Consider the following 24,090-nt stretch of genomic DNA (forward strand, 5'->3'; position numbering starts at 1 on the left):
CTCAGCCTTTCACGAAGAGTTGCCGCGGCACATTGGAAAGGCATTCGACACCGGTTTCAGTGATCGCGATGCTTTCGGTGATTTCGAGGCCCATGTCTTCCAGCCAGAGACCGGTCATGAAATGGAATGTCATGCCGGGCTTCAGCTCCGTGCGGTCGCCGGGGCGAAGGCTCATGGTGCGCTCGCCCCAGTCCGGCGGATAGGACAGGCCGATGGGATAGCCGGTGCGGTTGTCCTTGATGATCCCGTATTTTTTCAGGACGGCGAAGAAGGCATTGGCGATGTCCTCGCAGGTGTTGCCTGGCTTTGCCGCGGAAAGACCGGCTTCCATGCCCTCAAGCGTCGCTTTTTCCGCATCGAGAAACGCCTGTGTTGGCTTGCCGAGAAAGACGGTGCGCGACAGCGGGCAATGATAACGGCGGTAAGCGCCGGCGATTTCGAAGAAAGTCCCTTCGCCTGAGCGCATCGGCTTGTCGTCCCATGTCAGATGCGGGGCGGACGCGTCGGCACCCGAAGGAAGCAGCGGCACGATGGCGGGATAGTCGCCGCCGAATTCGGCGGTACCACGAATGCCGGCATCGTATATTTCGGCCACGAGATCGCATTTGCGCATGCCCGGCTCAACGACATCGACGATACGCTTGTGCATCAGCTCGACGATCTTGCCGGCCTTGCGCATATAGTCGAGTTCGGTCGGGCTTTTCACCGCGCGCTGCCAATTCACGAGACCGGCGGCATCCTTGAAACGGGCGTTTGGCAGATGTTTTTGCAGAGACGCAAAGGCGGCTGCCGAGAAATAATAATTATCCATCTCGACACCGACCGTCAGGCCGGACCAGCCGCGCTCCTCGATGATCTCAGACAGCAGGTCCATCGGGTGACGTTCGGTCGATTGAACGTAGTGATCCGGATAGCCGATGATATTGTCGTGGGCGAGATAGGCCGTGCGCCTGGCGCCGTTGGCATCCTGCTTGCGGCCGTACCAGATCGGCTCGCCTTCCGGCGGCACCAGCACGCATTGATGCACATAGAAGGACCAGCCGTCATAACCGGTCAGCCAATGCATGTTGGACGGGTCGGTGACGACCAGAAGATCGATCCCGGCCTTTTCCATGGCCTTGCGGGTTTTGGACAGGCGCGCGGCATATTCCTCGCGCGTAAAGTTCAGCGTTACGCTCACGCTGCGTCTCCCATTTTTTTGCTGTTTTCGATGGTTTGACCGCTCTTGGCTTCCTTTGCGCGGGCAAAGGCGAGATTGGCGATGGCGGTGTCCTGCACGCCGGTGCCGGTCAGATCGGCAAAGGTGATGTCCTTGTTCGACATGCGGCCCTGCACCTTGCCGGCAATGACGTCCCCAAGTTCGGCGAAGTGTTGATCCGACGCGGCGTGGCCGGCGGCGATGGCATGATGCAACTCACCGAGAATGCGGGTCTGCGAGATGCGGTCCGCGACATAACGCGCTCTGGCGAATACGGCCGGATCGATCTCGTTCTTGTGTTCGGCATCCGATCCCATGGCTGTCAGATGCTGGCCTTCTTCCAGCCAGTCGGCAAAGAGGATCGGGCTTTCGGCGGGTGTCGTTGTCACGATGATGTCGGCACCCCGCGCGGCGGCCTGCGGATCGGCCATGGCGGTGACTTCGATGCCGTGTTCGCTGGCGAAATCGCTAGCCAGTCTCTCCGCCTTTTGCTGGTCCCGTGCCCATATCCGCGCCGATCTGATCGGGCGCACCAGCATCAGGGCTTCAAGCTGCAAACGGGCCTGCATGCCCGCCCCGAATATCGCGGCGACGGACGCGTCTTTGCGGGCCAGATGCCGCGCCGCGACAGCACCGGCCGCGGCGGTCCGCACATCGGTAAGATAGCCGTTATCGAGGAGAAGGGCCTCCACCAGTCCGGTCTTCGCACTGAAGAGGATCATCAGGCCATTGAGGCTGGGCAGACCGAGTTTCGGATTGTCAAAGAAACCGGGGCTGACCTTGATGGCGAAACCGTCAAAGCCCGGTACATAGGCCGTCTTCACGTCCACTTCGCCGCGAAACTCCGGAATATCGAGCCGCAGGATCGGCGGCATGGTAACGGCTTGCGTTGCGAGCGCCGCAAAGGCCCGCTCCACGCAGTCGACAGCGGAAAGGTCGAGCTGGATGACACCGCGCAGATCTTTTTCGGTCAGGATGGTGATGCGGCTCATGCGGCTCCCCCGTCGATGATCGTTCTGTGGACCGCCGGATCGATATTTCCGCCCGACACGATGATGGCGGTCGGGCCGCTGATGTCGATCTTGCCGGACAGGATGGCGGCGAAACCAACGGCACCCGCACCCTCCACCGTCAAACCTTCTACGCCCGCCGCATGGCGGATGCCGGCTGCAATCTCGTCTTCGGAAACCAGCACGATCTCATCGAGAAGCGCCTGGCAAAGCGCGAATGTCACGCGGTTCTCCAGTCCAATCCCGCCGCCCAGCGAATCCGCCAGCGTTTCTTCCTCCCGGACGGTGACGAGCCGGCCGGCTGCGACCGACGCCTGCATCGCCGCACCCCGCTCCATGGAAATGCCGATGACCCGTGCCCGTGGCTTTAGCGCCTTCACCGCAACGGCGATACCGCCCGCAAGGCCGCCGCCGGAAAGAGGAACGAGCACCGTCGTCAGTCCCGGCATGTCTTCGACAAGCTCGAGACCGATCGTGCCCTGGCCGGCCACGACGTCAGCATCATCGAATGGCGGGATTGCGGTCAGGCCGAGACTCTTGCTCAGGCGCTCCGCTTCCTCCTGCGCGTCATCCTGTGACCTGCCGACGATCCGGATCTCCGCACCGAGCGCGTGGATCGCCTCAACCTTGTTCGCCGGTACGAGTGCCGACATGCAGATCGTGGCGGGAATTCCGAGCTTGCGTGCAGCATAAGCCACGGCGCGGCCATGATTGCCGGTCGAGGCCGTAACGAGGCCACGCCTGCGTGCCTCATCGTCAAGCGAGAGTATGGCGTTCATCGCGCCGCGCAGTTTGAAGGCGCCGATGGGCTGAAGGGTTTCAAGTTTCAGATGAACGGGATAACCACAGCGTTCGGACAGATTGTCCGAGCGAACAAGCGGGGTGCGCTCCACCTGTCCGGCAAGCCGCGCAGCCGCCTGCTTTATCGCGGCCAGCGAGACCGGAAGCAGGGTTTTGTCGGCGGATATGGACAGGTTTTCGCTCTTCATGATTGTCATGTTGAGAGCGAAGTAAAATCATGTCAATTATTATATTGTAATGATTCAATGATTTTCGGGCGGCCGCCTCAGCCGATTGAACCGATATCGTAGACAGGCGGCAGTTGCTCGAAGGTCTGCCGCACGGTGGTCAAGGCCTTGACGAGGCTTGGGTGATTGAGGCGGCCGCCGAGGCATATGCGGATGCCGCCTCCATGGCCGGGGCCGGCAATGAATGGTTCCGACGGCGTGACCGCGACGTTCTGGTTTGTGAGCGCGCGCACCAGGCCGTCCTCCGTCCAGCGCGGTGGAACCTTCAGCCAGGCGCAGAAGGAGAGGGGGTGGGTCGAGGCGATATGGTCGCCCAATATGTCCGTGGCGATCTTTTGCCGCGCACGCACTTCGGCGCGCTGGACATCCAGCAGCCGCCCTGCGGTGCCGTTTTCGACCCAGCGCGTGGCGATTTCGGCCGTGAGATAGGTGCCGCTCCAGCTCGATACACGCAGGATAGAGGCGGCGCGGATGGAGTAGGCGGGCGGCACGACGAGATAACCGACGCGCAGCCCGGTCAGCACCGTCTTGGTAAAGCTGGTGACGAAAAAGCCCAGATCAGGCAGCATTTCGGTGATGGATGGCAGGTCATCCTCGATGATCGGGCGATAGACTTCGTCCTCAATGACAAAGACGCCGTACCGTTCGGCAATCGCCGCAATCGCCCGCCTGCGCTCCGCACCCGAAACATGCCCGGTGGGATTGTTGAGGGTGGGAATGAGCACCAGCGCCCTGACGCCACCGGCTGCACAGGCGGCCTCCAGCGCGTCCGGCAGAATGCCCTCTTCGTCGGTCGGCAGGCCCTTGAGGCTGAAGCCCAGAATGTTCGATAGGCCGATAATGCCGTGGTCGGTGAGGTTTTCGCAGAGAACCACGTCGTTCGAGCGGATAATGCAGCTCAAGGCGAGGAAAATGCCGTGCGCAGCACCGTTGGTGACAAGAATACGCTCCGCGCCGGCGGTCACGCCCATCATGCCAAGCCAGATCCGGGCGGTTTCGCGATGGCTGTCGAGGCCCGCGACCGGCCGGCAGGGGCGCATGAAGCCCGAATTGTCACCATCGGCCAATTCGCGAAGGATGGCGCGCGAGGCGTTTTCATGGTCGTCGAGATAAACGCCGCGGATAATCGATAGATCGAGCACCTCGGTCGGGCTGTGATCGAGCATCATGCGTCCCGCCCGGTCCGTCACCCGTGTCTTTACGAAAGTGCCGCGGCCGATTTCGCCGCTGAGATAACCCAGCCGCTCGGCCTCCTTGTAGGAAAGACTGACGGTCTGGACTGAAAGGCCGAGTTCGCGGGCGAGATCGCGGTGGGTCGGCATGCGGTCCATCGGCTTCAGGACGCCGGCGTCGATATCGGCAATGATGCGTTCCGTCAGTGCCGAATGTTTGGTTTCGCCCTTCTGCTTGGCAAGCGACGGCCGCCATGCCACCGGTTTGGTTGCGGAAACCGGATCGGAGCTGAGCGGATTGGCTTGACGACGCATGAAATTGTCTCGTTTTTGACGAAGGTAATTTCATGACATTATGCACGCTTCTGCGAAAAGATGAAGCCTTATGCAGCGCAGATGACAACTGCGCCGCAAATGGGCGCAGTTGTCATGTCATTGCTGTCGAAATGGGCAGCAGTGGTGACCGTTGAACGCCAAGGCTGGCGTCAGATTTTTTCGCCGGCCCGCACCAGATCATCCATGACGCTGCGGACAGCGGCTTCGGCGATGGCGATGATCTCGTCCACCTCCGCCTTCGTTGTGACGAGCGGCGGTGCAAAGCCCAGAATATCGCCATGCGGCATGGCACGCGCAATGAGTCCCCCGTTGCGTGCCGCCTTCGAAACGCGCGCGCCGACCGTGAGGGCGGGGGCAAAACGTGTCTTCTTTTCCCGGTCCGCCACGAATTCGATGGCGCCCATCAGGCCCACGCCTCGCACTTCGCCGACGATTGGAAGCTGCGCGAACTTCGCCTTCAACTGTTCCTGAAAATAGCTGCCGACCGCACGCGCATTGCCGGGCAGGTCTTCCTTTTCGACAATGTCGAGCACGGCATTTGCCGCAGCCGCACCGATGGGGTGGCCGGAATAGGTGTAGCCATGGGAGAAGGCCCCGACGCGATCGGCGCCTTCCTCCATGACTTTGTAGACTTTTTCTCCAACGATGGCGCCGGAGAGCGGGAAATAGGCAGAAGTCAGGCCCTTGGCGACGGTGATCAGGTCAGGCTCGATGCCGTAATGTTGCGAGCCGAACATGGAGCCCGTGCGACCGAAGCCGGTAATCACCTCATCGGCGATCAGCAGGACATCGTATTTTTTGAGAACATCCTGTATCGCCGGCCAGTAGCCTTCCGGCGGCGGCGTGATGCCGCCCGTGCCGAGCACCGGTTCGGCAATGAAGGCGCCTATCGTGTCGGGGCCCTCGCGCAGGATGAGCGCTTCCAGTTCGTCGGCGCGGCGTTTTGAGAATTCCAGTTCGGTTTCACCGGCCTCCGCGCCCCAGTAATGGTGCGGAGCGCCGGTGTGCAGCACGCCGGCGCGCGGCAGGTCCATGTGGTCGTGATAAAAGCTCATGCCGGTCATGGAGCCGGAAACCACGCTGCAGCCGTGATATCCCCGTTCGCGCGAGATGATTTTCTTCTTCTGCGGCTTGCCGCGTAGATTGTTGTAATACCAGACGAGCTTGGCCTGGGTCTCATTGGCGTCCGAGCCCGACATGCCGTAAAAGACCTTGCTCATCTTGCCGGGCGCCATCTTCACCAGCCGGTCGGAAAGGATCGCCAGTTCGTCCGTCGTGTGGGCGGCGTAGGAGTGATAGTAGGCGAGCCGATAGGCCTGACGGGAGATGGCCTCCGCCACCTCGGTGCGGCCGTAGCCGACATTGACGCAATAAAGACCGGCAAAGCCATCGATCAGCTGCTTGCCATGCGCGTCCTGAATGCGGATGCCCTTGCCGGTTTCGACGATGGTCGGTTCGCCGAGTTTGCCGCTGGCGAAATCCTTCAACTGCGTGAAGGGATGCAGAACCGCATTTCGATCCATTTCCGCGATGTTTTTGATGTCGATGGTCATAGGCGAGTTCCTTTCAGGCAGCCAGGTTGCCGAAGCAGACATATTTGGGTTCGAGATATTCCATGAGGCCATGACGTGAGCCCTCGCGGCCAAGGCCGGATTGTTTCCAGCCGCCGAATGGAATGGGCGCGCCGGTGAATTTCGGGGTGTTGACGGCAACCATGCCGTATTCCAGCTGGTCGGTCAGGCGCATCGCCCGGCCGAGTTCGTTGGTGTAGACATAGGCGGCAAGCCCCATCTCCGTGGCATTGGCGCGGCGGACCACCTCCCGCTCGTCATCGAAGGGCAGGATGGCGGCGACGGGACCGAAGGTTTCTTCGCGCGCGATCAGCATGTCGTCGGTCACATCGGCCAGCACGGTGGGGGTGACGAAATTGCCGCCGAGCGGGCTGTCCTGCCCGCCGCAGACGAGGCGCGCGCCGGAGGAGAGCGCCTGCGCAATCTGCTGGCGGCACTTTTCGGCAACGGACGGTCGTGTCATAGGCCCGATGTCGATACCGGGTTCAAGGCCATGGCCGACGGTCAGTCTGGAGGTCGCATCGGCAAACCGCTCAATGAAACGGTCATAAAGCCCGCGTTGAACATAGATGCGGTTTGCTGCAAGGCAGTCCTGTCCCGATGTCGCAAATTTGGCGGCGAGGCAGCCCGTCACTGTCTGGGACAGATCCGCATCGGCGAAGACGATGAAGGGTGCGTGGCCGCCAAGCTCCAGCGAGGCTTTTTTGATGGTCGCTGCCGATTGCGTGAGGAGGAGCCGCCCCACCTCCGTCGAGCCGGTGAAGGAAAATGCCCGCACCTCGGTATGCTCCAGCAGGCGGCGCGCGAGCAGCGCGGCTTCACCCGGCAGAACCTGCAACACGCCGGCCGGCATACCCGCCTCCTGCGCCAGTTTTGCCAGTGCCAGTGCCGAAAGCGGTGTTTCCGGCGCCGGCTTGACGATCATCGTGCAGCCCGCAGCAAGGGCGGCGCCCGCCTTGCGCGCGATCATGGCGGAGGGAAAGTTCCAGGGGGTGATGGCCACCGTGACGCCGACCGGCTGCATCCGCACGGAAAGATTGCCGCCTTTTAGGTGGCTTGGAATTGTCTCGCCATAGGATCTCTCGCCTTCGCTCGCAAACCAGTCCAAAAAGGCGGCGGCGTAGGAAATTTCGCCGAGCGATTCCGAAAGCGGCTTTCCCTGTTCGGCGCTGATGATAACAGCGAGGTCGCGGGCATTGTCACGCATCAGCCGGCCCCATGCCCGCAGGATATCGCCGCGTTCCACGGGCAGCATGTCCCGCCACCGGAGAAACGCTCTGCCGGCGGCCTCGACTGCGGCGTCCACATCGTTCAGGGAGCAGGAAGAGACATCGAGCAGATGATCTCCGCTTGCCGGATCGACAACGCCCAGCGTCTCCTTGCGCGCCACCCATTGCCCATCCAGAAAGGCACGATGCTCGATCAGCTCGGGTCGGTGAAGGTTTTTAAGCGCTGCGCTGGCGATAGCTTCCATCGGCAAGTTCCCTTTTCATTTGCCAGAAGCTTAACTGCGCTGCATGATTGATCGACGGCGTTTAAGCATGCTTCGACGCAGGAATAATGCTTAGTTCGACATTCAGATGCAGGAATCCCGCATGACACAGATTGACCGAGCCGACCGGGCACTGCTTGACGCCGTGCAGAAGAACAATCGCCTGACATCGGAGGAGCTCGCCAAAATCGTCAACCTGTCGCCAACCGCGTGCCAGCGTCGGTTAAAGCGCCTGCGTGATGAAGGGGTGATCGAAGCCGATGTGGCAATCGTTTCGCCCAAGGCCGTCGGGCGCGGCATCACCATGATCGTTCTCGTCTCGCTGGAGCGAGAAAGGGCCGATATTGTCGATCGTTTCAAGGCCGCCATTCGCGCCACGCGGGAGGTGATGATCGGTTATTACGTGACGGGCGACGCCGATTTCATCCTGGTGATCACGGCCAAGGACATGGAAGACTACGAGGCCTTCACCCGCCGGTTCTTTTACGAGAACCACGATATCAAGGGGTTCAAGACGATGGTCGTCATGGACCGCGTCAAGGCCGGCTTCGCCTTTCCAATCGATCCATGAGTGAACGGAACGGCTGTCCGGTATCAGACCAGGGCCAGAATCCGGGCCGGGCCGCCCGTTCCGCCGCGGTGTGCCGGCGCGCCGACGATTATGGTCGCTCCCTTGACCGGCAGAGCCTCGAGGTTGTTCAGCCCTTCGATGCCGTAGCGCCCCGCCGGCAGCCAGGAATTGTGAACCGCGAAATCTGCGGAGTTGCCGGGATCCAGCGAAAGCGTGTCGACGCCAATGGCGACGGTATCGAGCTTGAGCAGAAGGTCGGTCGCCGATTTGCCGAAACCGGGGAAGGCGAATTTTCCGGCGTCGTCATTGCGGAATGAGGGGCTCTTCACTTTGGTTGCCCAGCCGGAGCGCAGGGCCACGATTGCACCTGCCGGAATGTCGCCATTCGCAGATATCCAGCGCTCGATGTCTTCGGCTTCAATGGTGGAATTGGCATCGTCTTTGGCGCGGTCGGTGATGTCGACGATGACAAGCGGCGCCACAAGTTTCTGCGGCTCAAGCTGGTCGACGCTCGCGCCATCCGCGCTGAAATGGAAAGGCGCATCGATATGGGTGCCGGTATGTTCGTAGATGGTGAGTTTGTGGAGCTGATAGCCGTCCTTGGCGATCTCCGCTGCCCACTCGTATTCTATGCCCGGTTTGCCATCGAATGTAGGAAATGTGGAATCATAGGTATGGGTGAGATCAACGACCTGCCGGGGCGATTGCGCCAGCACCGGCGCCGCCAGGCTGCCCGCCGTCATGGCCGTTAAACCGGCCGCGGCGCCCTTGAACAGCAGGCGTCGTGACAGCATGTTCCGTTTTACGTTCTCGATCACGCAATTGTTGCACATGCCTCAGTCCCTCCATTGAGAAATCCCTGTTCTCAAGCGTAGCGCAAAGGTGGAGTGACGCAAGGCAGGACCTGCCCCAATTTTTAACCTGTTGCAGGTGGCGGCTCCGGAAATTCGCCGCTCATCCGTTGCCGCGGGCGTCATGTCGCCCGCGGCCCAGGAGTGGCAGGGATCAGTCGCGACGCTGCACGACGGCGAGTGCGACCGTCAATGCGGCAAGCACGGCGGTGAGAGCGAGCGGCGCGGTCGCACCGTAGGAGTCAACGACATAACCGCCGAGTACCGCGCCAATGCTGATCGCCACCTGGAAAGATACCACCATCAGGCTGCCGGCTGCCTCCAGGGCATCGGGTGCACCACGGGAGAGGTTTGTCGGCAGCACGACCGGTCCCATGCCGAATGCAAGGCCCCAAAGTGCGACGAGAGCAAAAGCCGCACTCGTATGAGCACCCCAGATAACGAGGGCGATCGTCGCAAATGCCATCACCGCGGCAGTGACGATGAGAGCAACGCGGATACTGGCGTCAGCCATCCGGCCGCCGACGACATTGCCGATCACCGAGGCAACGCCAAAGCCGAGCAGGGCGAGTGCAATCGGCGTGGTGTCAAGAAGCGTAACCTTTTCGAGGAAGGGACGCACATAGACCGAGCCTGCAAAATGCCCCGTCATCACCAACAGGATGGCAAGCATACCGAGCTGAACGCTGCGGCGTCGCGTCAATCCAAGGACATCGGAAAGACTGTTGCTTGTACTTGCCGGCAGCGACGGCAGGCTGAGTATCTGAAGCAGCATGGCAACTATGGCAAGTCCCGCCGTCATCGACATGGCGATGCGCCATCCCAGCCAGTCGCTGATCAGGGCGCCCATCGAAGGAGCTGCAATGGTGGCAAGCGAAACGCCGAGGGTAACGATAGCCATGCCGCGCCCGGTCGAATTTGCGCCGACAAGCCGCGCCACAACGGCAACCGACAGCGCCCAGAAACCGCTGAGTGCAATACCCAGCCCGGCCCGGCCCAACAGCAATAGCCAGAAATCGGCGGCAACCGATGCCAGAATGTTGGAGGCAATCGCCAGCGCGCTAAGACCGACAAGCACTGTCTTGCGGTTCAGCTTGCCGATCAGAACATTGCTCAACAGAGCCGTCACCGCGCCTACGGAGGCGGTGGCGGTGACGACCTGTCCGGCCGTGCCTTCTGTGATGCCAAGATCGCGCGCCATGGGCGTCAACAGGCCCGCCGGCAGGAACTCGGCCGATACCAGCGCAAAGCTGGTGGCGGCCATGGAAAGAACGGCGAACCAGGTCGCAGCCGTCCATGCGGGTTCTTCTGTGGTTTCCAGGGGGATAGCTACCCCATCAAACTGCGATGTTGTGTCCGTCATGACGTCTCTCCTTGAGTTGAGAGAGTTTTAGACGGTTTTTTCCGGATGATATGTATCTAAAAATCCGAATTTCATGCCTATTTCTCCGAAATTTGTGCATCGCACAACATTTGTCGTGCCATTCGCGTGGGGACGATGCCATTGCGGACCGGCGGCCTGAATGAGGGCGCGATGAAAGCGTGGCCCCATCAGTGGTGGATGCGATCAAGAAAGCTCCGGATCAAGGGGATAACTTCCTCCAGGTTTGTTTCCAGGAGCCAGTGTCCTCCGTCCAGCAGATGAAGCTCGGCATCGGGCATATCGCGAAGATAAGCGCGTGCGGAGCGCTCGGGCATGTAATGATCCTGCGGTCCCCAGATGATGACGGTCGGCGGCCGACAGGTTTGCAGGTAGCGGCGGTGGATCGGAAACCAGTCGCGATTTGCCTTGAGGTCAGAAAGTAGTTCTGCTGCGATATCCTTCCTCCTCTCCGTCACAAGGCTCCAGTGCAATTGCCAGAGGTCAGGAGGAATGAGTGCGGTAAGCTCTGGCCGGACATTATTCAGAAACTCGTCACGAAAATTCTGCTCGGTGACGGCATCGCGAAATGCGGCGCGCATCCGGTCTGCAGGCAGCGACAAGAACTTTTCGATATCGGCATATTTCGGCCCCAGCGCGTCTTCATAGGGAATATCGCCATTCTGGATGATCTGTCCCACGATGCGGTCCGGCTTCATGATGGCAAGCCTTGCGCCTATGGGAGAGCCGAAGTCGTGCAGGTAGAGAACAAAACGATCCAGACCCAGCGTCTCGACAAAAGCGTTAAGCCAGCTGGCATAACCGTCAAAGCTATAGGAAAAGGCTTCGGGATTGCCGCTATAGCCGAACCCCGGAAAATCGGGTGCGATCAGCCGCCATCTGTCGGCCAATCTGGGCATGAGGTTTCGGAACTCGAAGGAGGAGCAGGGATAGCCGTGCGGCAGCAGAATGACTGGCGCATCCTGCGGGCCAGCCTCCCTGTAGAAAGTTTCTACCCCCGCAATTGAGGTTCTGCGATGTGTGACGCGCGTGTCCATTGAACTGCTCCCTCAGGGATAAGAGCGCAAAGCGGGACGAAAGGTTCCCATACCAGTGCATGGCCGGATGCACGCGCTGAGCGGCAGCGGCGCCGATTTCGCTCGGCCAGATGGAATGGGTCATCGCCGGCGCTCTGCTCGGACCGGGATTTGGCTATCTGCTGAAGTGGAGAAAAAACCGGGATCACTAGCGTCCCGGGCCGGCAACTTTTCAAACGGTCATCCGTTTATGCATCCATGACCGATGCTGACGCAAAACCCAAACCAGTCGATGGCACCGGCCACAACGGTGCAGAGAATGTTCATGCCAACGACGCACCCGATGATCCCCTTCCGCCGGAGGAATTGGAGCCCGCTGCGGGTTTGACGCCGCAGCAGGCCGAAGAGGCTCGCAAGCGATATCTTCTGAAGCGCTTCCTGATCAGCGCGCGGGGGTTCTGGAGCCGCCGTGGGGACGGGCTTGCCTGGCCGTTCTCCATCGGGCTTCTCGCTATGATCGGCGTCAATGTCGGTTTCCAATATGGCATCAACGTCTGGAATCGCGGGATTTTCGACGCGATTGAAAAACGGGATGCATCGACGGTCTACTTTCTCGCTTCCATATTCCCGCCGCTGGTTCTCGGAAGCGTTTTTATTGTGACCTCGCAGGTTTACGTCAGAATGCGCATTCAGCGCCGCTGGCGGTCGTGGCTGACCAAGGTGCTGGTCTCCCGATGGATCGCAAATGGCCGCTATTATCAGCTCAACCTGATAGACGGCGACCATCAGAATCCGGAGGCGAGGCTGTCGGAAGATATGCGGATCGCCACCGAAGCGCCCGTGGATTTCGTGGCGGGCGTCATTGCCGCCTTCGTATCGGCGTCCACCTTTATCGTCGTTCTGTGGACGATTGGCGGCGCGCTGACGCTGCCGATTGGCGGCTTATCGGTCACGATACCCGGTTTTCTGGTGATCGCGGCGGTGATTTATGCGCTCATCACATCCAGTTCCATCGCGTTGATCGGCCGGAACTTCGTCCGGGTCTCCGAGGTCAAGAACCAGCTAGAGGCGGAATTCCGTTACACGCTCACCCGCGTCCGGGAAAACGGGGAGAGCATCGCCCTGCTCGGCGGCGAAGAGGAGGAGCGAAGCGACCTCGACAGGAGGTTCCGCAATGTCCGGCACCAATGGAAGCAGATGGCGCAGCAATATATGCGCACCACGGTCGTGTCGCATGGATCGATGTTGATTGCGCCCGTTGTTCCGCTTCTTCTCTGCGCGCCGAAATTTCTCGATGGAAGCATGTCTCTCGGCCAGGTCATGCAGGCGGCATCCGCTTTCACCATCGTTCAATCCGCCTTCGGCTGGCTGGTCGACAACTATCCCCGGCTGGCGGACTGGAATGCCTGTGCACGCCGCGTTGCCTCCCTGATGATGTCGCTTGACGGGCTGGAGCGGGCCGAACAGAGCGATAAGCTCGGCCGGATCGTGCGCGGCGAAACGGAAGGCGAAACGATGCTCAGCCTCAAGGATGTTTCGGTGTCGCTCGGCGACGGCACGGCCGTCGTCAAGGAGACCGACGTGGAAATCGGGCGGGGAGAAAGAGTGCTCGTCGCAGGCGAATCCGGATCCGGTAAAAGCACGCTTGTGCGGGCAATCGCGGGCCTTTGGCCGTGGGGCGGAGGCAGCGTCAGTTTTCGGGCCGGCAGCCGGCTTTTCATGTTGCCGCAGCGGCCATATGTGCCCTCCGGCACCCTTCGCCGGGCGGTCTGCTATCCGCAGGCGGCCGAGAGCTGGACGTTCGAAGAGATAGGAGAAGCTCTCGACAAGGTTGGTCTCGGCCATCTCAAAGACAAGGTGGAAGAGGAGGCGCCGTGGGACCAGACGCTGTCGGGCGGTGAAAAACAGCGGCTGACCTTTGCCCGCCTGCTGCTTAACGACCCGGATATCATCGTCATGGACGAGGCGACCGCGGCTCTCGACGAAAAAAGCCAGGACAGGATGATGCAGACGGTGATCGATGAATTGCCCGACGCCACCATCATCAGCGTGGCGCATCGTGCCGAACTGGAGGCCTTCCATAGCCGGAAGATAACCTTGGAGCGCCGGGACGGCGGCGCAAAGCTGGTCAGCGATATCCACCTCATTCCCCGCAAGGCCAGATCCCGCTCCCTGCTTCGGCGCATGGTCAAACGCAGGTAAGTCGCTGCGGCTGTCGCGAGTGCTAACGCGAACGAATATCGCCCTTTCCGGTGTTCCCGCCCTGTGCGGCGTCACCCGTAAGAACGATGGACGGCAATTCGGCGAAGTCATAAAATGGCTGGCAGAGGAGGCAACGATATACTCTTGGGAGGAAACCAATGCCTATCTTCATGGACCGGCACGAGCTTGCCGGCGTTTCCGCTGCCGATATCGCCGCGGCACATCTTAAAGATATCAACATTCAGGATCGGTACGGCGTCAGGTTTTTGACCTACTGGTTCGATGAAAGGCGCGGCACGGCGTTTTGCCTTATGGACGCGCCGGACGCTGAAACCGCGCAGTGCGTGCATCGCGAAGCGCACGGCTTCGTCGCCAGCGAGGTGGTGGAAGTCGCGCTGTCGGCGGTGGAAGCGTTTCTCGGGCGAATACAGGATCCGGTAGCACCCCGGGCCGCCTCGAAAAATATGGACCCCGGCCACCGCGCGATCCTTTTCACGGACATTGTCGGTTCAACCGAAATGACGGCCCGCCTCGGTGATCGCATGGCGGCGGAACTTATCCGGGCGCACGATGCCCTCGTGCGCGGTTGTCTGGGGCGGCGCGCGGGACGAGAGGTCAAGCACACCGGGGATGGCATAATGGCCGTGTTCTCCTCCACGCCATTTGCGGTGGATTGCGCCATCGATATCCAGCGCGAGTTCCATCGTTACAACAGCGACAGGGGCGAGCCCATCCACATCCGTATCGGCCTGGATTGCGGGGAACCTATCGAAGACAGCAATGATTTCTTTGGCACGACCGTGCAATTGGCGGCAAGGCTTTGCGCCGCCGCCGAGAGCGACCAGATCCTGATATCGGACAAGACTTTTCAGGAATATGGCGGCGCCGATGTCCTCGTGCATGGCGATCGTTACAGGCTGAAGGGCTTTGCCGAGCCGGTGCTGGCCTATAGTTGCGAGTGGCTGCACTAGCTAAAGCCTGTGCAGCCACTGGAGGGGCGGAAATCGCCGGATTTATTCGGCCGTCGCCTGAATATCGACCTTGTCGAGAAGCCCCATCGGATTGTCGGAGGCGGCAACCAGATCGAAAATGCCGAGACCGTTTGCGCCGGTGGATTTGACTGTTACCGTCAGGGTCCCGGGTTTGCTGATGAACTGGACGAGCGCTTGCACGGCGTTTTGGAGCTTGGGCTGTTCAGCTGCCACCTGCGGCAGCATCATGCTCGCCACAAGCGTCAGGGTGGCGCGTACCTGATCTTCCGTCATGTCGTTCTGCAGGGCATAAAGCTTGATCGCCTTGGCCATCAAACCTTCGTCCTTGATCGTGAGCTTCACTTCGCGGCCGGCAAGCCCGAAGAGCGCCGCCTGCGCGCGATTGACGTCGAAGGAGAAGAACTCTTCCGTAAAGCCGCTGACCAGACCGGCAAAATTGACGCTGCCGAAATCCTTGCTGCTGAGCGAGATATCGCGGATCACCAGATTGCTGTTCGGTTCGTCCCAGCCGGCGGCGAGACCGTAAGAGAAGGCCAGCGTTTCGAGACCCAGTTTGCGGGCCTCAACGAAAACTTCCTCCGTCGAGTCCGCCGGAATCGGAAGCGTGAGCTCGTCCTGCCTGATCTCGATATCGGTCGGAATGCCGTTGAAGGGTTTGGTCAGCCCCATCTCGAAATTCTTGAGCGAGAATTTGATGCGTTCCGGCGTGCCGGCCGTTTCTTCCTCCGTCTCCTCCTCCGGCTTTTCCGGCGCGGCGATATCGACGTTGATGCCGCCGACGCGCACCCTGCCGAGCTCCGGTATCAGGCGATTGAACTGGAAGGTCTCCATCTGCGTTTCGTCGAGCGCGATGATCTCGGAAATTCCCTTGATCGTCGAACTCCAGTCGAAGCCCTTGAGGCTCGCTTCCGCGACTTCAATCTTGCCGTCGCCATCTCCGATCGACATGCCATTCAAGCCGAAGTCGAGCTTGCGGCTGTCCATCTGCATGTCGATGCGGTCGATGGTGGCCTTGACCCTTTTGCCGGCCGCGCCTTCCTTTTCATCCGGCGCATCGACCTTGAAGCCGATGAGCTGCATGTTGCTCTTGCCGAACATGTCGAGAATGGACACGACCTTCGCGAAAAGCGCCTGGCGCGCCTCCGGTGAAAGCTCGTCAGGATCTTGGGTCGTCGTCAGCGTTTTGAGGGTTTCCAGCAGCGGTTCGGACGGCATGCGGGCGGTAAAGCCATCGCTGCGGATTTCATCGTAGCTGAAATGACCGTCTCCTTCAGAGAAGGAAACCGCCTTGATGGAGAGCGGCCCGTAGAGCGGCTTCGCTTCCTTGTCTTCCGGGCCCGCCTTTTCCGTATAGAGCCGGGCGAGATAAGCGACGTCGATGTCCTGGCCGGCGATCGCGCCGGTTGACACGACCATATGCTTGTCCTTCATCGCGCCTTCGCTGTCGGGAAGCTGCATCTTGATGTCGTAGCTGCCATTATCGATAGAGGATCGGGCAATGCGGCCGCCGGCGATCTCAGAGAGAGCGAGGTTCCTGTAAACGGTCTTCTGCTCGGTGGTCGCGACGGACTGGGTAAACGTCACCTCCGGCGTGGAGATGCTTGTCGCCGCGAAGCGCTCGATGCGCCGGGGCAGGGAGCCGCCGTTTCCTTCCGCCCGTGCCGGCTTTTGGAACGCGGCATTCTCGACGCGGGCCTGCGCCATTGAGATCTTTCCGGTCGGCACATCGATGTCGATGGTGTTCATGTCCAACGCGCCGTCCAGAAACGGAAGTTTCGGACGTCCGTCGATAGCCGCGATCTTGATATTCCTGCCCTCTTCAAGCGGCAGCGTCAGATCGCGAACATGAATTTTCCCGAGAAAATCGACCTCGATGGAAGTGGCCGTCGCACCGCTGCGGGCAACCAGCTCCTTCACCTTTGCTTCGTAGAAGGTCTTGCCGCCGACGACGCCTGCGGCAGCAACGGCAATAATCGCAACTGCCGCCCAAAGCGCCCTGCGCCGACCCTTGCCGGTCTGGATGTTTTCCTGTTCCACGAAGTGAGTCCCCTCTAACGAACTGATATTAGCCGCCTTTTAAGCACGCAAAAGTTGCTTAGCAAGGGGTCATTGCTGTCTGAATTCTGGCGTGAAAAGTCTCGACGCGGATGAGGTGTTTCCGCACCCGTTGGGTTGAAGCTATCTCCAGAACATCAGCGCCATACCGGCCACGACAAGTGCGGCGCCGGCCCATGCGCCGGGCGCCGGCACTTCCCGCGTTCTCAGCCACAGCAATGGCAGGATAATCACGGGCGTCGTTGCCGACAGTGTCGAGACGATGCCGACCTTGCCGCCGGAAAGGGCAAAAAGAAGCAGCGTCATGCCGAAAGCCAGGGCGATGATGCCCGTGAACGCCGTCTGGAGGAACAGGCTTCGGGTCATCGGGCCTCTGGGCCTGACAGCCTCGATAGGCAGCATGGTCAGTGCGGTCAGGCAAAGGGCGGCCACCCCGACACGCAGCATGGAAGCGGCAAGAGGATCGATCCCGGTCGCCATCACGGGCCTTGCAATGAGCGAGCCGACCGCCTGGCTGAGCGCCGCCAGAAGGCCGAAGAGCACGCCGAGCCAGAGAGGCCCCTTCACGCTCTCCCATTCATGCAGCTGCGCCTTGCGCTTGCCGAAGAGGATTGCCAGCAGCACGCCGCTGAGTGTCAGACCTATGCCGGCAATGGCGCTTGCGGGAAGCTGCTCGCCAAGCACCGCCCATGCCAGCAGTGCGGCGATCGGGGCATTCAGCGCAAACAGGATTCCCGAACGGCGCGGCCCCAGCCGGTTGAGGCAGGTAAAGAGAAGCGTGTCGCCAACAAAAATGCCGATGAAGCCGGAAAGGATAAGCGACGACAATGCCTCGGGCTGAAGCTCTCGCCAGGAGCCTGACGCGAGCACATAGACCCCCAGCAAAGCGGCGACAAAAAGCTGCCGCGTCCTGTTGAAGGCCAGCGCTCCAAGCCGCCCCGCCGGGCCCGCGGCAAGAAGCCCGGTTATCGCCCAGCACGTCGCGGCGCCCACGGCAGCCAGTTCATAGATCGGCATGTTTTCCCCGTCGATTCGCAGCCTGCTTTCGGCTGCGGACACTATCCCTGTCTGCACCCATCGCAGATTCCGGGTTTGCCCGCCATACCCTAAGCATCGCCATCAACGGCATGCACCAGCACATGGCCCGCCGCCCGCGCCGGGCCAGCCGCCGCGTCCGTTCGCAACAAATGCGCCGCACCCGCACAGCTCCCCAGTCTCGATGTCAGCGTGCGCCGGCATCGAGACTGCGAACGGACGGGTCATTCACCGTGCGTCACGCGCCATTGATGATATTGCAGATGCCCTCGCGGATGACGTTCTTGTCCGCGATCTGCCCTGCCTGAATGTTGAAGACAGCATCAATTCGCACCGCGGCGCCCTTCTGCCGGGCCACGACCCGCAGCGTCTGAATTCTGCCGCTGCCGCTGGTTTCCTGGTGCGCATCGATGGAAGACAACGCCTTGTTGATCTGGATGCCTGCAAAACCTTCCGCCGCCACGGCCTGAGCGAGTTTTTGCAGCACGGCGGGCGCTTTCGCCTTCGGCAGCTCCTGCCAGGACTTGTAAGAGACAGCCGTCACCATCGGTACGCCTGAGACAGTGAAGTTCTTCTCGCAGGATGCGGCGAGGACGGGGCTTGAGAAGGCGATCAGGCCAAGAGCTGCTATGACATATTTCATTTCGAATAATCCAATCGTTGGTAAAGGCTGAAAGCTGCCGGCCGCATCAGAATGTCGACCGTTTTCCTCTGTAAGTGGACGGAGGCGGAAGAGCCTCATGGGCTTGCGCCAGCGTTTCCAGCCATGTCGCCAGGCCAGCGGGAACCTCCTCGTTGCCCGCTTCCAGCGCCTCGATCCATGAAAGTTCGCATTGCAGCGCGGACGCAATATTGATCGGCGTCCAGCGGATCACCCGCAGGCATTGATTAAAGCGTTCTGGTGACATGATGATTTGATTTTTTCCCCGTCTTTTCCCGGCGAAGCTCACTCAGGCGGCAGCGAGAGTCAATCTTTTTCTGCAACTTTTGATGGCTCGTTTCCGGCCCGGCAGTTGCATCCGCCACCCGTTGCCGAACGCCAGGCGCATGAAGGGGAAAGGCCCGGTTACCCAAACGAGACGGCCGGACGACGCATCGGCATTTCATCCCCGGGGCCATTCCTCCCGATAAAACTTAGTTAATCTGCTAAGTTTCTGCTTGCCCCATCACGATGAAACATGATAGTTAGCAATATGACTAAGCATCATCAGGACCTTTCACTGATCTTCCAGGCTCTGGCCGATCCGACGCGGCGGGCGATTCTGGCGCGCCTCGGCGGCGGTCCGGCACCGGTCATGGAACTGTCCGCTCCCACGGGGCTGCGCCTGCCCACGGTCATGCGGCATCTTTCCGTGCTGGAGGAGGCGGGGTTGATCGTCACGTCCAAGGATGGACGGGTGCGCACCTGCGCCATCGTGCCGGAGGCGCTGGAGCCGGTAAGTACGTGGCTCGATGAGCAGCGGGCCGTGTGGGAGAGCCGGCTTGACCGGCTGGAGGCATTTGCAATGCTGGCCATGAAGGAGGAATCCGAATGACAACGAAACCGGATCAAAAAAGCGCACGCGCTGAACCGCATCAACCGCAAGACCGTTTTGCAACGCTCAGCTTCGAACGGGAGATTGCCGTTCCGCTATCGGCTCTCTGGCAGGTCTGGCTCTCACCCGCCGCCCGGGCGGTGTGGGCCTCTCCCTCGCCGTCGGTCACCGTGGAGTTCCTGGAGGCGGACAGCAGGCTGGGCGGTCGCGAAGTGTCGCTCTGCAAGGTCGCGGGCCAGCCGGATATTCGCTGTGAATGCGGCTGGCTGGAGCTGCAGCCAACCCGCCGCAGCGTGAATTACGAGGTGGTCTCATCCAGCGGCGTAACCCAGTCGGCAGCGCTGGTCACTGCCGATTTTCAGGCCGCGGAAGAGCGTAGCCGCTTGACCGTAACGGTGCAGCTTTCCTCATTGGCCGAGGATATGCGCGATGGCTATCAACAAGGTTTCAGCGCCGGTCTCAACAATCTGGCCAGCGTGGCCGGGCGAACCATGGTGCTGGAACGAACGATAAAGGTGCCGCGAAACATCGTCTGGAAAGCCTGGATGAACGAGAAGACGCTGCCGCAATGGTGGGGCCCTGAAGGCTTTTCCTGCCGCACGAAGAGGATTGATCTGCGGACCGGCGGGGAATGGGTCTTTGACATGATCGGCCCTGACGGCACAGTTTTCCCAAACCATCATCGTTATGTCGAGGTCCGGCCCGAAGAGAGGATCGCCTATACGCTGCTATGGGGCGAAAACGGGCCGAAACATGCCGATGCCTGGGCCTCCTTCGAAGATGAGGATGGCGCGACGAAAGTTGTGCTGGGCATGGTGTTCAGCACGGAAGCCGAGTTCCAGCAGGCAAAGGGTTTCGGCGCCGTGGAGCTGGGGCAGCAAACGCTGGGCAAACTGGAGCGCTTCGCCAAGGCGCTATAGATGCGCCGAGCCGTCAGCTCCCTGTGCAGAGGTCTCGATACTTGCTCCTGTCCAGACCGGCATTAATCTTCAAAGCCGCTCTGCGCGTGCGAGATCGTCTTGCAGGTTCCGCCATCCTTCTCGCCAACCATGCGCTTATCACGGATGACGGAACCCTTGGCGATGTCTATCTCCCATGCCACCGAGCCTTCATTCAGGCTCGCTTTACCATCGGTAAAGGTGCCTTTCTCCATTCTCTGACTTCCAGACGCCGGGACATAAACTCCAATTGTCCCAGCGGCTTCGTCGAGGGCGAAATTGAAGACCTGAGGGGTACCCTTCGAACCTGCAAATTCACAGCTGAGATATGTCGGCGCGGCAAAAGCAGCGGCGCTTGAAAAAAGAAGGGTGGCAGAGGTAAATCCGGTTCCTGTGATGGCCTTCATTTCTGATCCTCATTCTTATGCTGCGTTGCTCTTTTGGAAGCCACCGCTAGCCGCCCAAAGGACGGTCGCGATGGCACCATAACCTTCTTGTGCGCCATCCGTAAAAATGGCCAGTCGGTGTGTACCGGCTTGTAAATCAATATTTATGAAGGCTTCCGTCGTCGTACCGTTGTTTATGTGTTGGAAATGAATGTTTGATCGATGGAGAATATGCTCCGTTGACCAACTCTTGTTCCCTTATCCACCTCAGGAATTAATACATTAGCTTGAAATTTACATTTTATGGTGTATTTGGTTTCTGATGCTATTCAAAACTGAAAAATCCAATCTGTAGTTGATATCTCTCAGTTTGCGATTAGTCAACGTAATTGGGTTGAAGATAAACTGCGATACTTGTAACGGAAAAACGTATGCCAGTTAACATTACATTTCGGACTCAGTTATTGGGAGGTGTTGCTGAGTTTTGCGGAAATTGTGATGTCCCATTGTTCTCTCTCCCGTTGAATTTGATAGAATTAGTTGTGTTACTTGCCAAGTATAAAGAGGAAGGGGTTTCTCTTTATCCAGAGGTTTATTTGACTAGCAATATTTCTCAACTAATAGCCATGCTTCCTGATGCTCAGAGGCTACCTCTTGGAAGCACGTCGCGTGATACCGATGGAATAAAACGTGCAATTAAGAAATCTGCACCATTAGCGATAAGTGGATGGCTTATATATTTGGAGGACAATGGAGATAATCTCAACTTTGGCTTGATGAAAGGCGCAAGCAATCCAATTTCTGTTCTCGTTGATAGGGTATTGCTTGATGAGAACAACCCAACCCAAGTCACAAAAATATTTCAGGTTGCTGATGATTGCGTAGAAATTATCAGTTCGTCTGGAGATCGGCATGTTATATTTTTGAATCATCGTAAAGATGATAGCCCACCGCCGTTGGCCTCTTTGGATCGCCTGATCAAATCCGTTACTATGGGCGTTGCTGCGGACTTAGTGGAGCCAATTCAGTCATATTTGACGAGAATTTTATACAATGCTCTTCGTATTAGCCATGGAACCCTTATAGCTGTTACCGATAAGCGATCTCCGCCTAAGGCTTTATTTAATGACGGGCTGAAGTTGGATGAGCCAATCGATTTTCCCGAAATGATCCGTAAGTTGAAACGTTCTGAAATTAATCCAGAACGCCTCATAAGCGCAGCGGCCTTGTTGGAAGGCATGCTTAACTCCGATGGCATTATAATTTTCGATAAGAACGCACGTTTGCTTGGATTTAATTACTTTGTTAGATCGAAGAATGTGGCGAATGAAGTTGGCGGGGCTAGGCGGCGAGCGTTCGCGACGTTGTCTTCATATCTAGGGAAAGGCTTGGTTGGAGCATTTATCCAGTCACAAGATGGATGGTCCGATTTTCGCGGAGTGGAACAATGACGGCACTTTCAATTTGGCAACCGGAAGCTAATGATGTTTTGCCGAGCACCGCAAATACAGCATCTGAAATAGCAGGATTTGCTGAACAACTAAGCAACAAAGATCGAAGTCAAATTGTTTCAGCTTTTGAGCTTGGTCATTTTGAGATGGGCTTGAACCATCTGTGGGGAAAAACGATAACAGCGTTGAAGAAGGAGCTTTCAACTGTTGGTGTCGGGCTTCTGGCGGAGATGCTTGGTCGGGCGGACGTCGATGAAGATGATGATGTCGATGATATTGTCACAGCTAAAGATGCAATTAGACTGGCTGAAGAGTTAGGTATCGTCAATTCCACCGATGCAATTCGCCTCCGACACACTTACGAAATACTAAATCATTTTTCTCAAATGGGCACTGAGCAAAATGATCAAGAGGAGATTCATTCTTCTGAAGCACTTTCGGCCTTCCGAACGTGTGTAAAAGGGGTATTGGGCCGACCAAAGATCGAAGTTGCAAAGAAATTTGTTGAGTTTCGGAACGCATTGGAAGGTGAAACCCTAGCTGATGGAGATCACCGTGTCGAAATGTTGAAAGGATCGCCATACTTCTTTCACAAGCTTACGGTTAGCGTGCTACTCAACGCTGCGAAAAAGAACGTGGGTGCAAATCTTGAGCACACTCTTGCTAATATAAATTTGCTAATTCCTGCAATGTGGTCATCCCTTCGTGACACGGAGCGTTGGCAGCTGGGCCAGAGCTACGCTGAGGCGTATAGTGATGGGAAAACTACTGTTGTTGGTGGTTTGAAAAGCGCCCTATTGAAGGTACGTGGCTTTGATTACGTACCAGAGAATCTTAGGAGCGACACTTTTGTAAAGGCTGCGGAAGCTATTCTTCGGGCTCATGAGGGATTAAACAATTTTTATAATGAGCCGGCCCCTGTTAAGCATCTGCAACGGCTTGGAACAACTATTCCCACGCCGGCGATCCCGGCATGCATGACCGCATTGCTTAGTGTTTATTTAGGTAATTATTATGGGGTGTCGTGGGGGGCGCAATCTGACGCAAAAGACATGCTAAAACGGATAACTCCGGATAGATGGCAGTATTACCTTAATAATGTTCTCCAAAGCGACATGAGATTATTGAATAAATTGCAGGAGGATAAACCAATTGCAAATTGGCTTTCTCTCGTGGATTTTTTGGGGCTAGATCAAATAGAGGTTAAATCTACGCTTGTTCAACAGTTGCTTTCCCAGAGTAAGTCTAGGGATTTGAAATTATCTAAAACCGCTCAAAAGATATATTCTGAATACTATGGAAAAAATGGATAAAATGAATTTAAAAAATAATATTAATTATTAAGCATTAAATGCTGTAGGTGGTTCCTATTGAATCTAAGCGGCAATGCTGCGGGCGTTGACCTGCTTCACGCTTATTTTTTTATGATATTTCTTCCCCCTTCGTACTCGGCCTGTTCACCTGATTTATAATGCTCCCGTGTCTATGAAACGGGGAGATATTCCGGTTTATGCTGAACTAGCGCTTATGTGAGAGGTGGACGTTACCCTCATATTTCGGGCTGACAGGGAGTCCTCGGCGACAAACGGAGGAGAGGTGGATTTGGTTTGTGGTGGGCCTGTCTGTTTCTCTGAAGATCATTGGCTTGGCAGGATGAATCGCTGATACGGGGCACTGATATGTGTCTTTATTTTCCCAGGCGGCAATTTTCAGTGCCCCGTTGCAATGCCCATCGAGCTGAAAGGCAGATGGAAAGAGAGATGAAGATCATAACACGGTCGCAACTGCGTCGCGTGATAGGAAAGGTGTGTTCAAATGGGTCTCTATGAAATGTACGTTCTTGCAGCTCGTGCAGATACAGCCCTGATGA

The 24,090-nt window shown here is 58.3% G+C and carries 21 protein-coding genes; 7 read left to right on the forward strand and 14 right to left on the reverse strand.

Features of this window, described 5'->3' with window-relative positions:
* Position 1 precedes the first annotated feature (1 nt).
* From doeA to AGR7B_RS23600, 6 genes are all read right to left on the reverse strand, one after another.
* Positions 2-1,180, reverse strand: a complete 1,179-nt coding sequence (doeA, locus tag AGR7B_RS23575; RefSeq protein ID WP_080858091.1) for an ectoine hydrolase DoeA — start codon at positions 1,178-1,180, stop codon at positions 2-4.
* Positions 1,177-2,190 (reverse strand): ectoine utilization protein EutC, encoded by a 1,014-nt coding sequence (gene eutC / locus AGR7B_RS23580; RefSeq protein WP_080858092.1) that lies wholly within the window; start codon positions 2,188-2,190, stop codon positions 1,177-1,179. Before eutC ends, doeA begins: the two co-directional genes overlap by 4 nt.
* Positions 2,187-3,206 carry a hydroxyectoine utilization dehydratase EutB gene (gene eutB / locus AGR7B_RS23585; protein WP_162934244.1) on the reverse strand — a complete coding sequence of 340 codons (1,020 nt, stop codon included), beginning with the start codon at positions 3,204-3,206 and terminating at the stop codon, positions 2,187-2,189. The genes eutC and eutB overlap by 4 nt, the downstream gene beginning before the upstream one ends.
* A gap of 68 nt (positions 3,207-3,274) precedes the next feature.
* Positions 3,275-4,723: a MocR-like ectoine utilization transcription factor EhuR gene (gene ehuR, locus AGR7B_RS23590; RefSeq protein WP_065657748.1), complete on the reverse strand. Its 1,449-nt coding sequence runs from the start codon at positions 4,721-4,723 to the stop codon at positions 3,275-3,277.
* A 170-nt stretch (positions 4,724-4,893) separates the two neighbouring features.
* Positions 4,894-6,297, reverse strand: a complete 1,404-nt coding sequence (locus tag AGR7B_RS23595) for an aspartate aminotransferase family protein (RefSeq protein WP_080858093.1) — start codon at positions 6,295-6,297, stop codon at positions 4,894-4,896.
* Between the two features lie 13 nt (positions 6,298-6,310).
* Positions 6,311-7,789 (reverse strand): NAD-dependent succinate-semialdehyde dehydrogenase, encoded by a 1,479-nt coding sequence (locus AGR7B_RS23600; RefSeq protein ID WP_080858094.1) that lies wholly within the window; start codon positions 7,787-7,789, stop codon positions 6,311-6,313.
* 121 nt (positions 7,790-7,910) lie between these two features.
* On the opposite strand from AGR7B_RS23600, the gene AGR7B_RS23605 reads away from it, so the two are divergent.
* Entirely contained in the window at positions 7,911-8,378 is a 468-nt protein-coding gene (locus tag AGR7B_RS23605; protein ID WP_003521623.1) for an Lrp/AsnC family transcriptional regulator, read from the forward strand.
* Between the two features lie 23 nt (positions 8,379-8,401).
* Here the strand turns inward: AGR7B_RS23605 and AGR7B_RS23610 are convergent, their stop codons facing one another.
* The 3 genes from AGR7B_RS23610 to AGR7B_RS23620 all read right to left on the reverse strand — a co-directional run bounded on the left by AGR7B_RS23610 (position 8,402) and on the right by AGR7B_RS23620 (position 11,647).
* Positions 8,402-9,211, reverse strand: a complete 810-nt coding sequence (locus AGR7B_RS23610; RefSeq protein ID WP_065657751.1) for a cyclase family protein — start codon at positions 9,209-9,211, stop codon at positions 8,402-8,404.
* Positions 9,212-9,383: 172 nt separating this feature from the next.
* Positions 9,384-10,592 carry an MFS transporter gene (locus AGR7B_RS23615; protein WP_080858095.1) on the reverse strand — a complete coding sequence of 403 codons (1,209 nt, stop codon included), beginning with the start codon at positions 10,590-10,592 and terminating at the stop codon, positions 9,384-9,386.
* A 188-nt stretch (positions 10,593-10,780) separates the two neighbouring features.
* A complete protein-coding gene (locus AGR7B_RS23620; protein WP_080858096.1) occupies positions 10,781-11,647 on the reverse strand; it encodes an alpha/beta fold hydrolase in 867 nt (288 codons plus the stop codon).
* A gap of 237 nt (positions 11,648-11,884) precedes the next feature.
* Between AGR7B_RS23620 and AGR7B_RS23625 the strand changes: the two genes are divergently transcribed.
* A complete protein-coding gene (locus AGR7B_RS23625) occupies positions 11,885-13,828 on the forward strand; it encodes an ABC transporter ATP-binding protein/permease (protein WP_080858097.1) in 1,944 nt (647 codons plus the stop codon).
* 158 nt (positions 13,829-13,986) lie between these two features.
* Positions 13,987-14,799 (forward strand): nickel-binding protein, encoded by an 813-nt coding sequence (locus AGR7B_RS23630; protein WP_080858098.1) that lies wholly within the window; start codon positions 13,987-13,989, stop codon positions 14,797-14,799.
* Positions 14,800-14,841: 42 nt separating this feature from the next.
* On the opposite strand, the gene AGR7B_RS23635 is transcribed toward AGR7B_RS23630, so the two are convergent.
* The 4 genes from AGR7B_RS23635 to AGR7B_RS23650 all read right to left on the reverse strand — a co-directional run bounded on the left by AGR7B_RS23635 (position 14,842) and on the right by AGR7B_RS23650 (position 18,818).
* The gene (locus AGR7B_RS23635; protein ID WP_080858099.1) at positions 14,842-16,857 is read right to left on the reverse strand and encodes an aq_1923 C-terminal domain; all 2,016 of its coding nucleotides are present in this window, start codon (positions 16,855-16,857) and stop codon (positions 14,842-14,844) included.
* A gap of 141 nt (positions 16,858-16,998) precedes the next feature.
* Complete coding sequence (locus AGR7B_RS23640) at positions 16,999-17,892, reverse strand: DMT family transporter (protein WP_078053930.1); 894 nt, start codon at positions 17,890-17,892, stop codon at positions 16,999-17,001.
* A gap of 256 nt (positions 17,893-18,148) precedes the next feature.
* Entirely contained in the window at positions 18,149-18,553 is a 405-nt protein-coding gene (locus AGR7B_RS23645) for a hypothetical protein (RefSeq protein ID WP_078053844.1), read from the reverse strand.
* A gap of 46 nt (positions 18,554-18,599) precedes the next feature.
* Positions 18,600-18,818 (reverse strand): hypothetical protein, encoded by a 219-nt coding sequence (locus AGR7B_RS23650; protein WP_003505772.1) that lies wholly within the window; start codon positions 18,816-18,818, stop codon positions 18,600-18,602.
* A gap of 285 nt (positions 18,819-19,103) precedes the next feature.
* Between AGR7B_RS23650 and AGR7B_RS23655 the strand changes: the two genes are divergently transcribed.
* Together AGR7B_RS23655 and AGR7B_RS23660 are read left to right on the forward strand one after the other, a co-directional pair.
* Positions 19,104-19,445, forward strand: a complete 342-nt coding sequence (locus AGR7B_RS23655; RefSeq protein WP_162934245.1) for an ArsR/SmtB family transcription factor — start codon at positions 19,104-19,106, stop codon at positions 19,443-19,445.
* Entirely contained in the window at positions 19,442-20,365 is a 924-nt protein-coding gene (locus tag AGR7B_RS23660) for an SRPBCC family protein (RefSeq protein WP_080858101.1), read from the forward strand. The genes AGR7B_RS23655 and AGR7B_RS23660 overlap by 4 nt, the downstream gene beginning before the upstream one ends.
* A gap of 62 nt (positions 20,366-20,427) precedes the next feature.
* Here the strand turns inward: AGR7B_RS23660 and AGR7B_RS23665 are convergent, their stop codons facing one another.
* A complete protein-coding gene (locus AGR7B_RS23665; RefSeq protein ID WP_080858102.1) occupies positions 20,428-20,790 on the reverse strand; it encodes a hypothetical protein in 363 nt (120 codons plus the stop codon).
* A gap of 410 nt (positions 20,791-21,200) precedes the next feature.
* Here AGR7B_RS23665 and AGR7B_RS26035 point away from each other — a divergent pair, with 410 nt between their 5' ends.
* Together AGR7B_RS26035 and AGR7B_RS23680 are read left to right on the forward strand one after the other, a co-directional pair.
* Entirely contained in the window at positions 21,201-22,220 is a 1,020-nt protein-coding gene (locus AGR7B_RS26035) for a hypothetical protein (protein WP_162934246.1), read from the forward strand.
* Positions 22,217-23,533 carry a hypothetical protein gene (locus AGR7B_RS23680; protein WP_162934247.1) on the forward strand — a complete coding sequence of 439 codons (1,317 nt, stop codon included), beginning with the start codon at positions 22,217-22,219 and terminating at the stop codon, positions 23,531-23,533. Before AGR7B_RS26035 ends, AGR7B_RS23680 begins: the two co-directional genes overlap by 4 nt.
* Positions 23,534-24,090 lie beyond the last annotated feature (557 nt).

It is taken from the genome of Agrobacterium deltaense RV3, from assembly GCF_900013505.1.
In the GTDB taxonomy this organism is placed as follows: Bacteria; Pseudomonadota; Alphaproteobacteria; order Rhizobiales; family Rhizobiaceae; genus Agrobacterium; species Agrobacterium leguminum.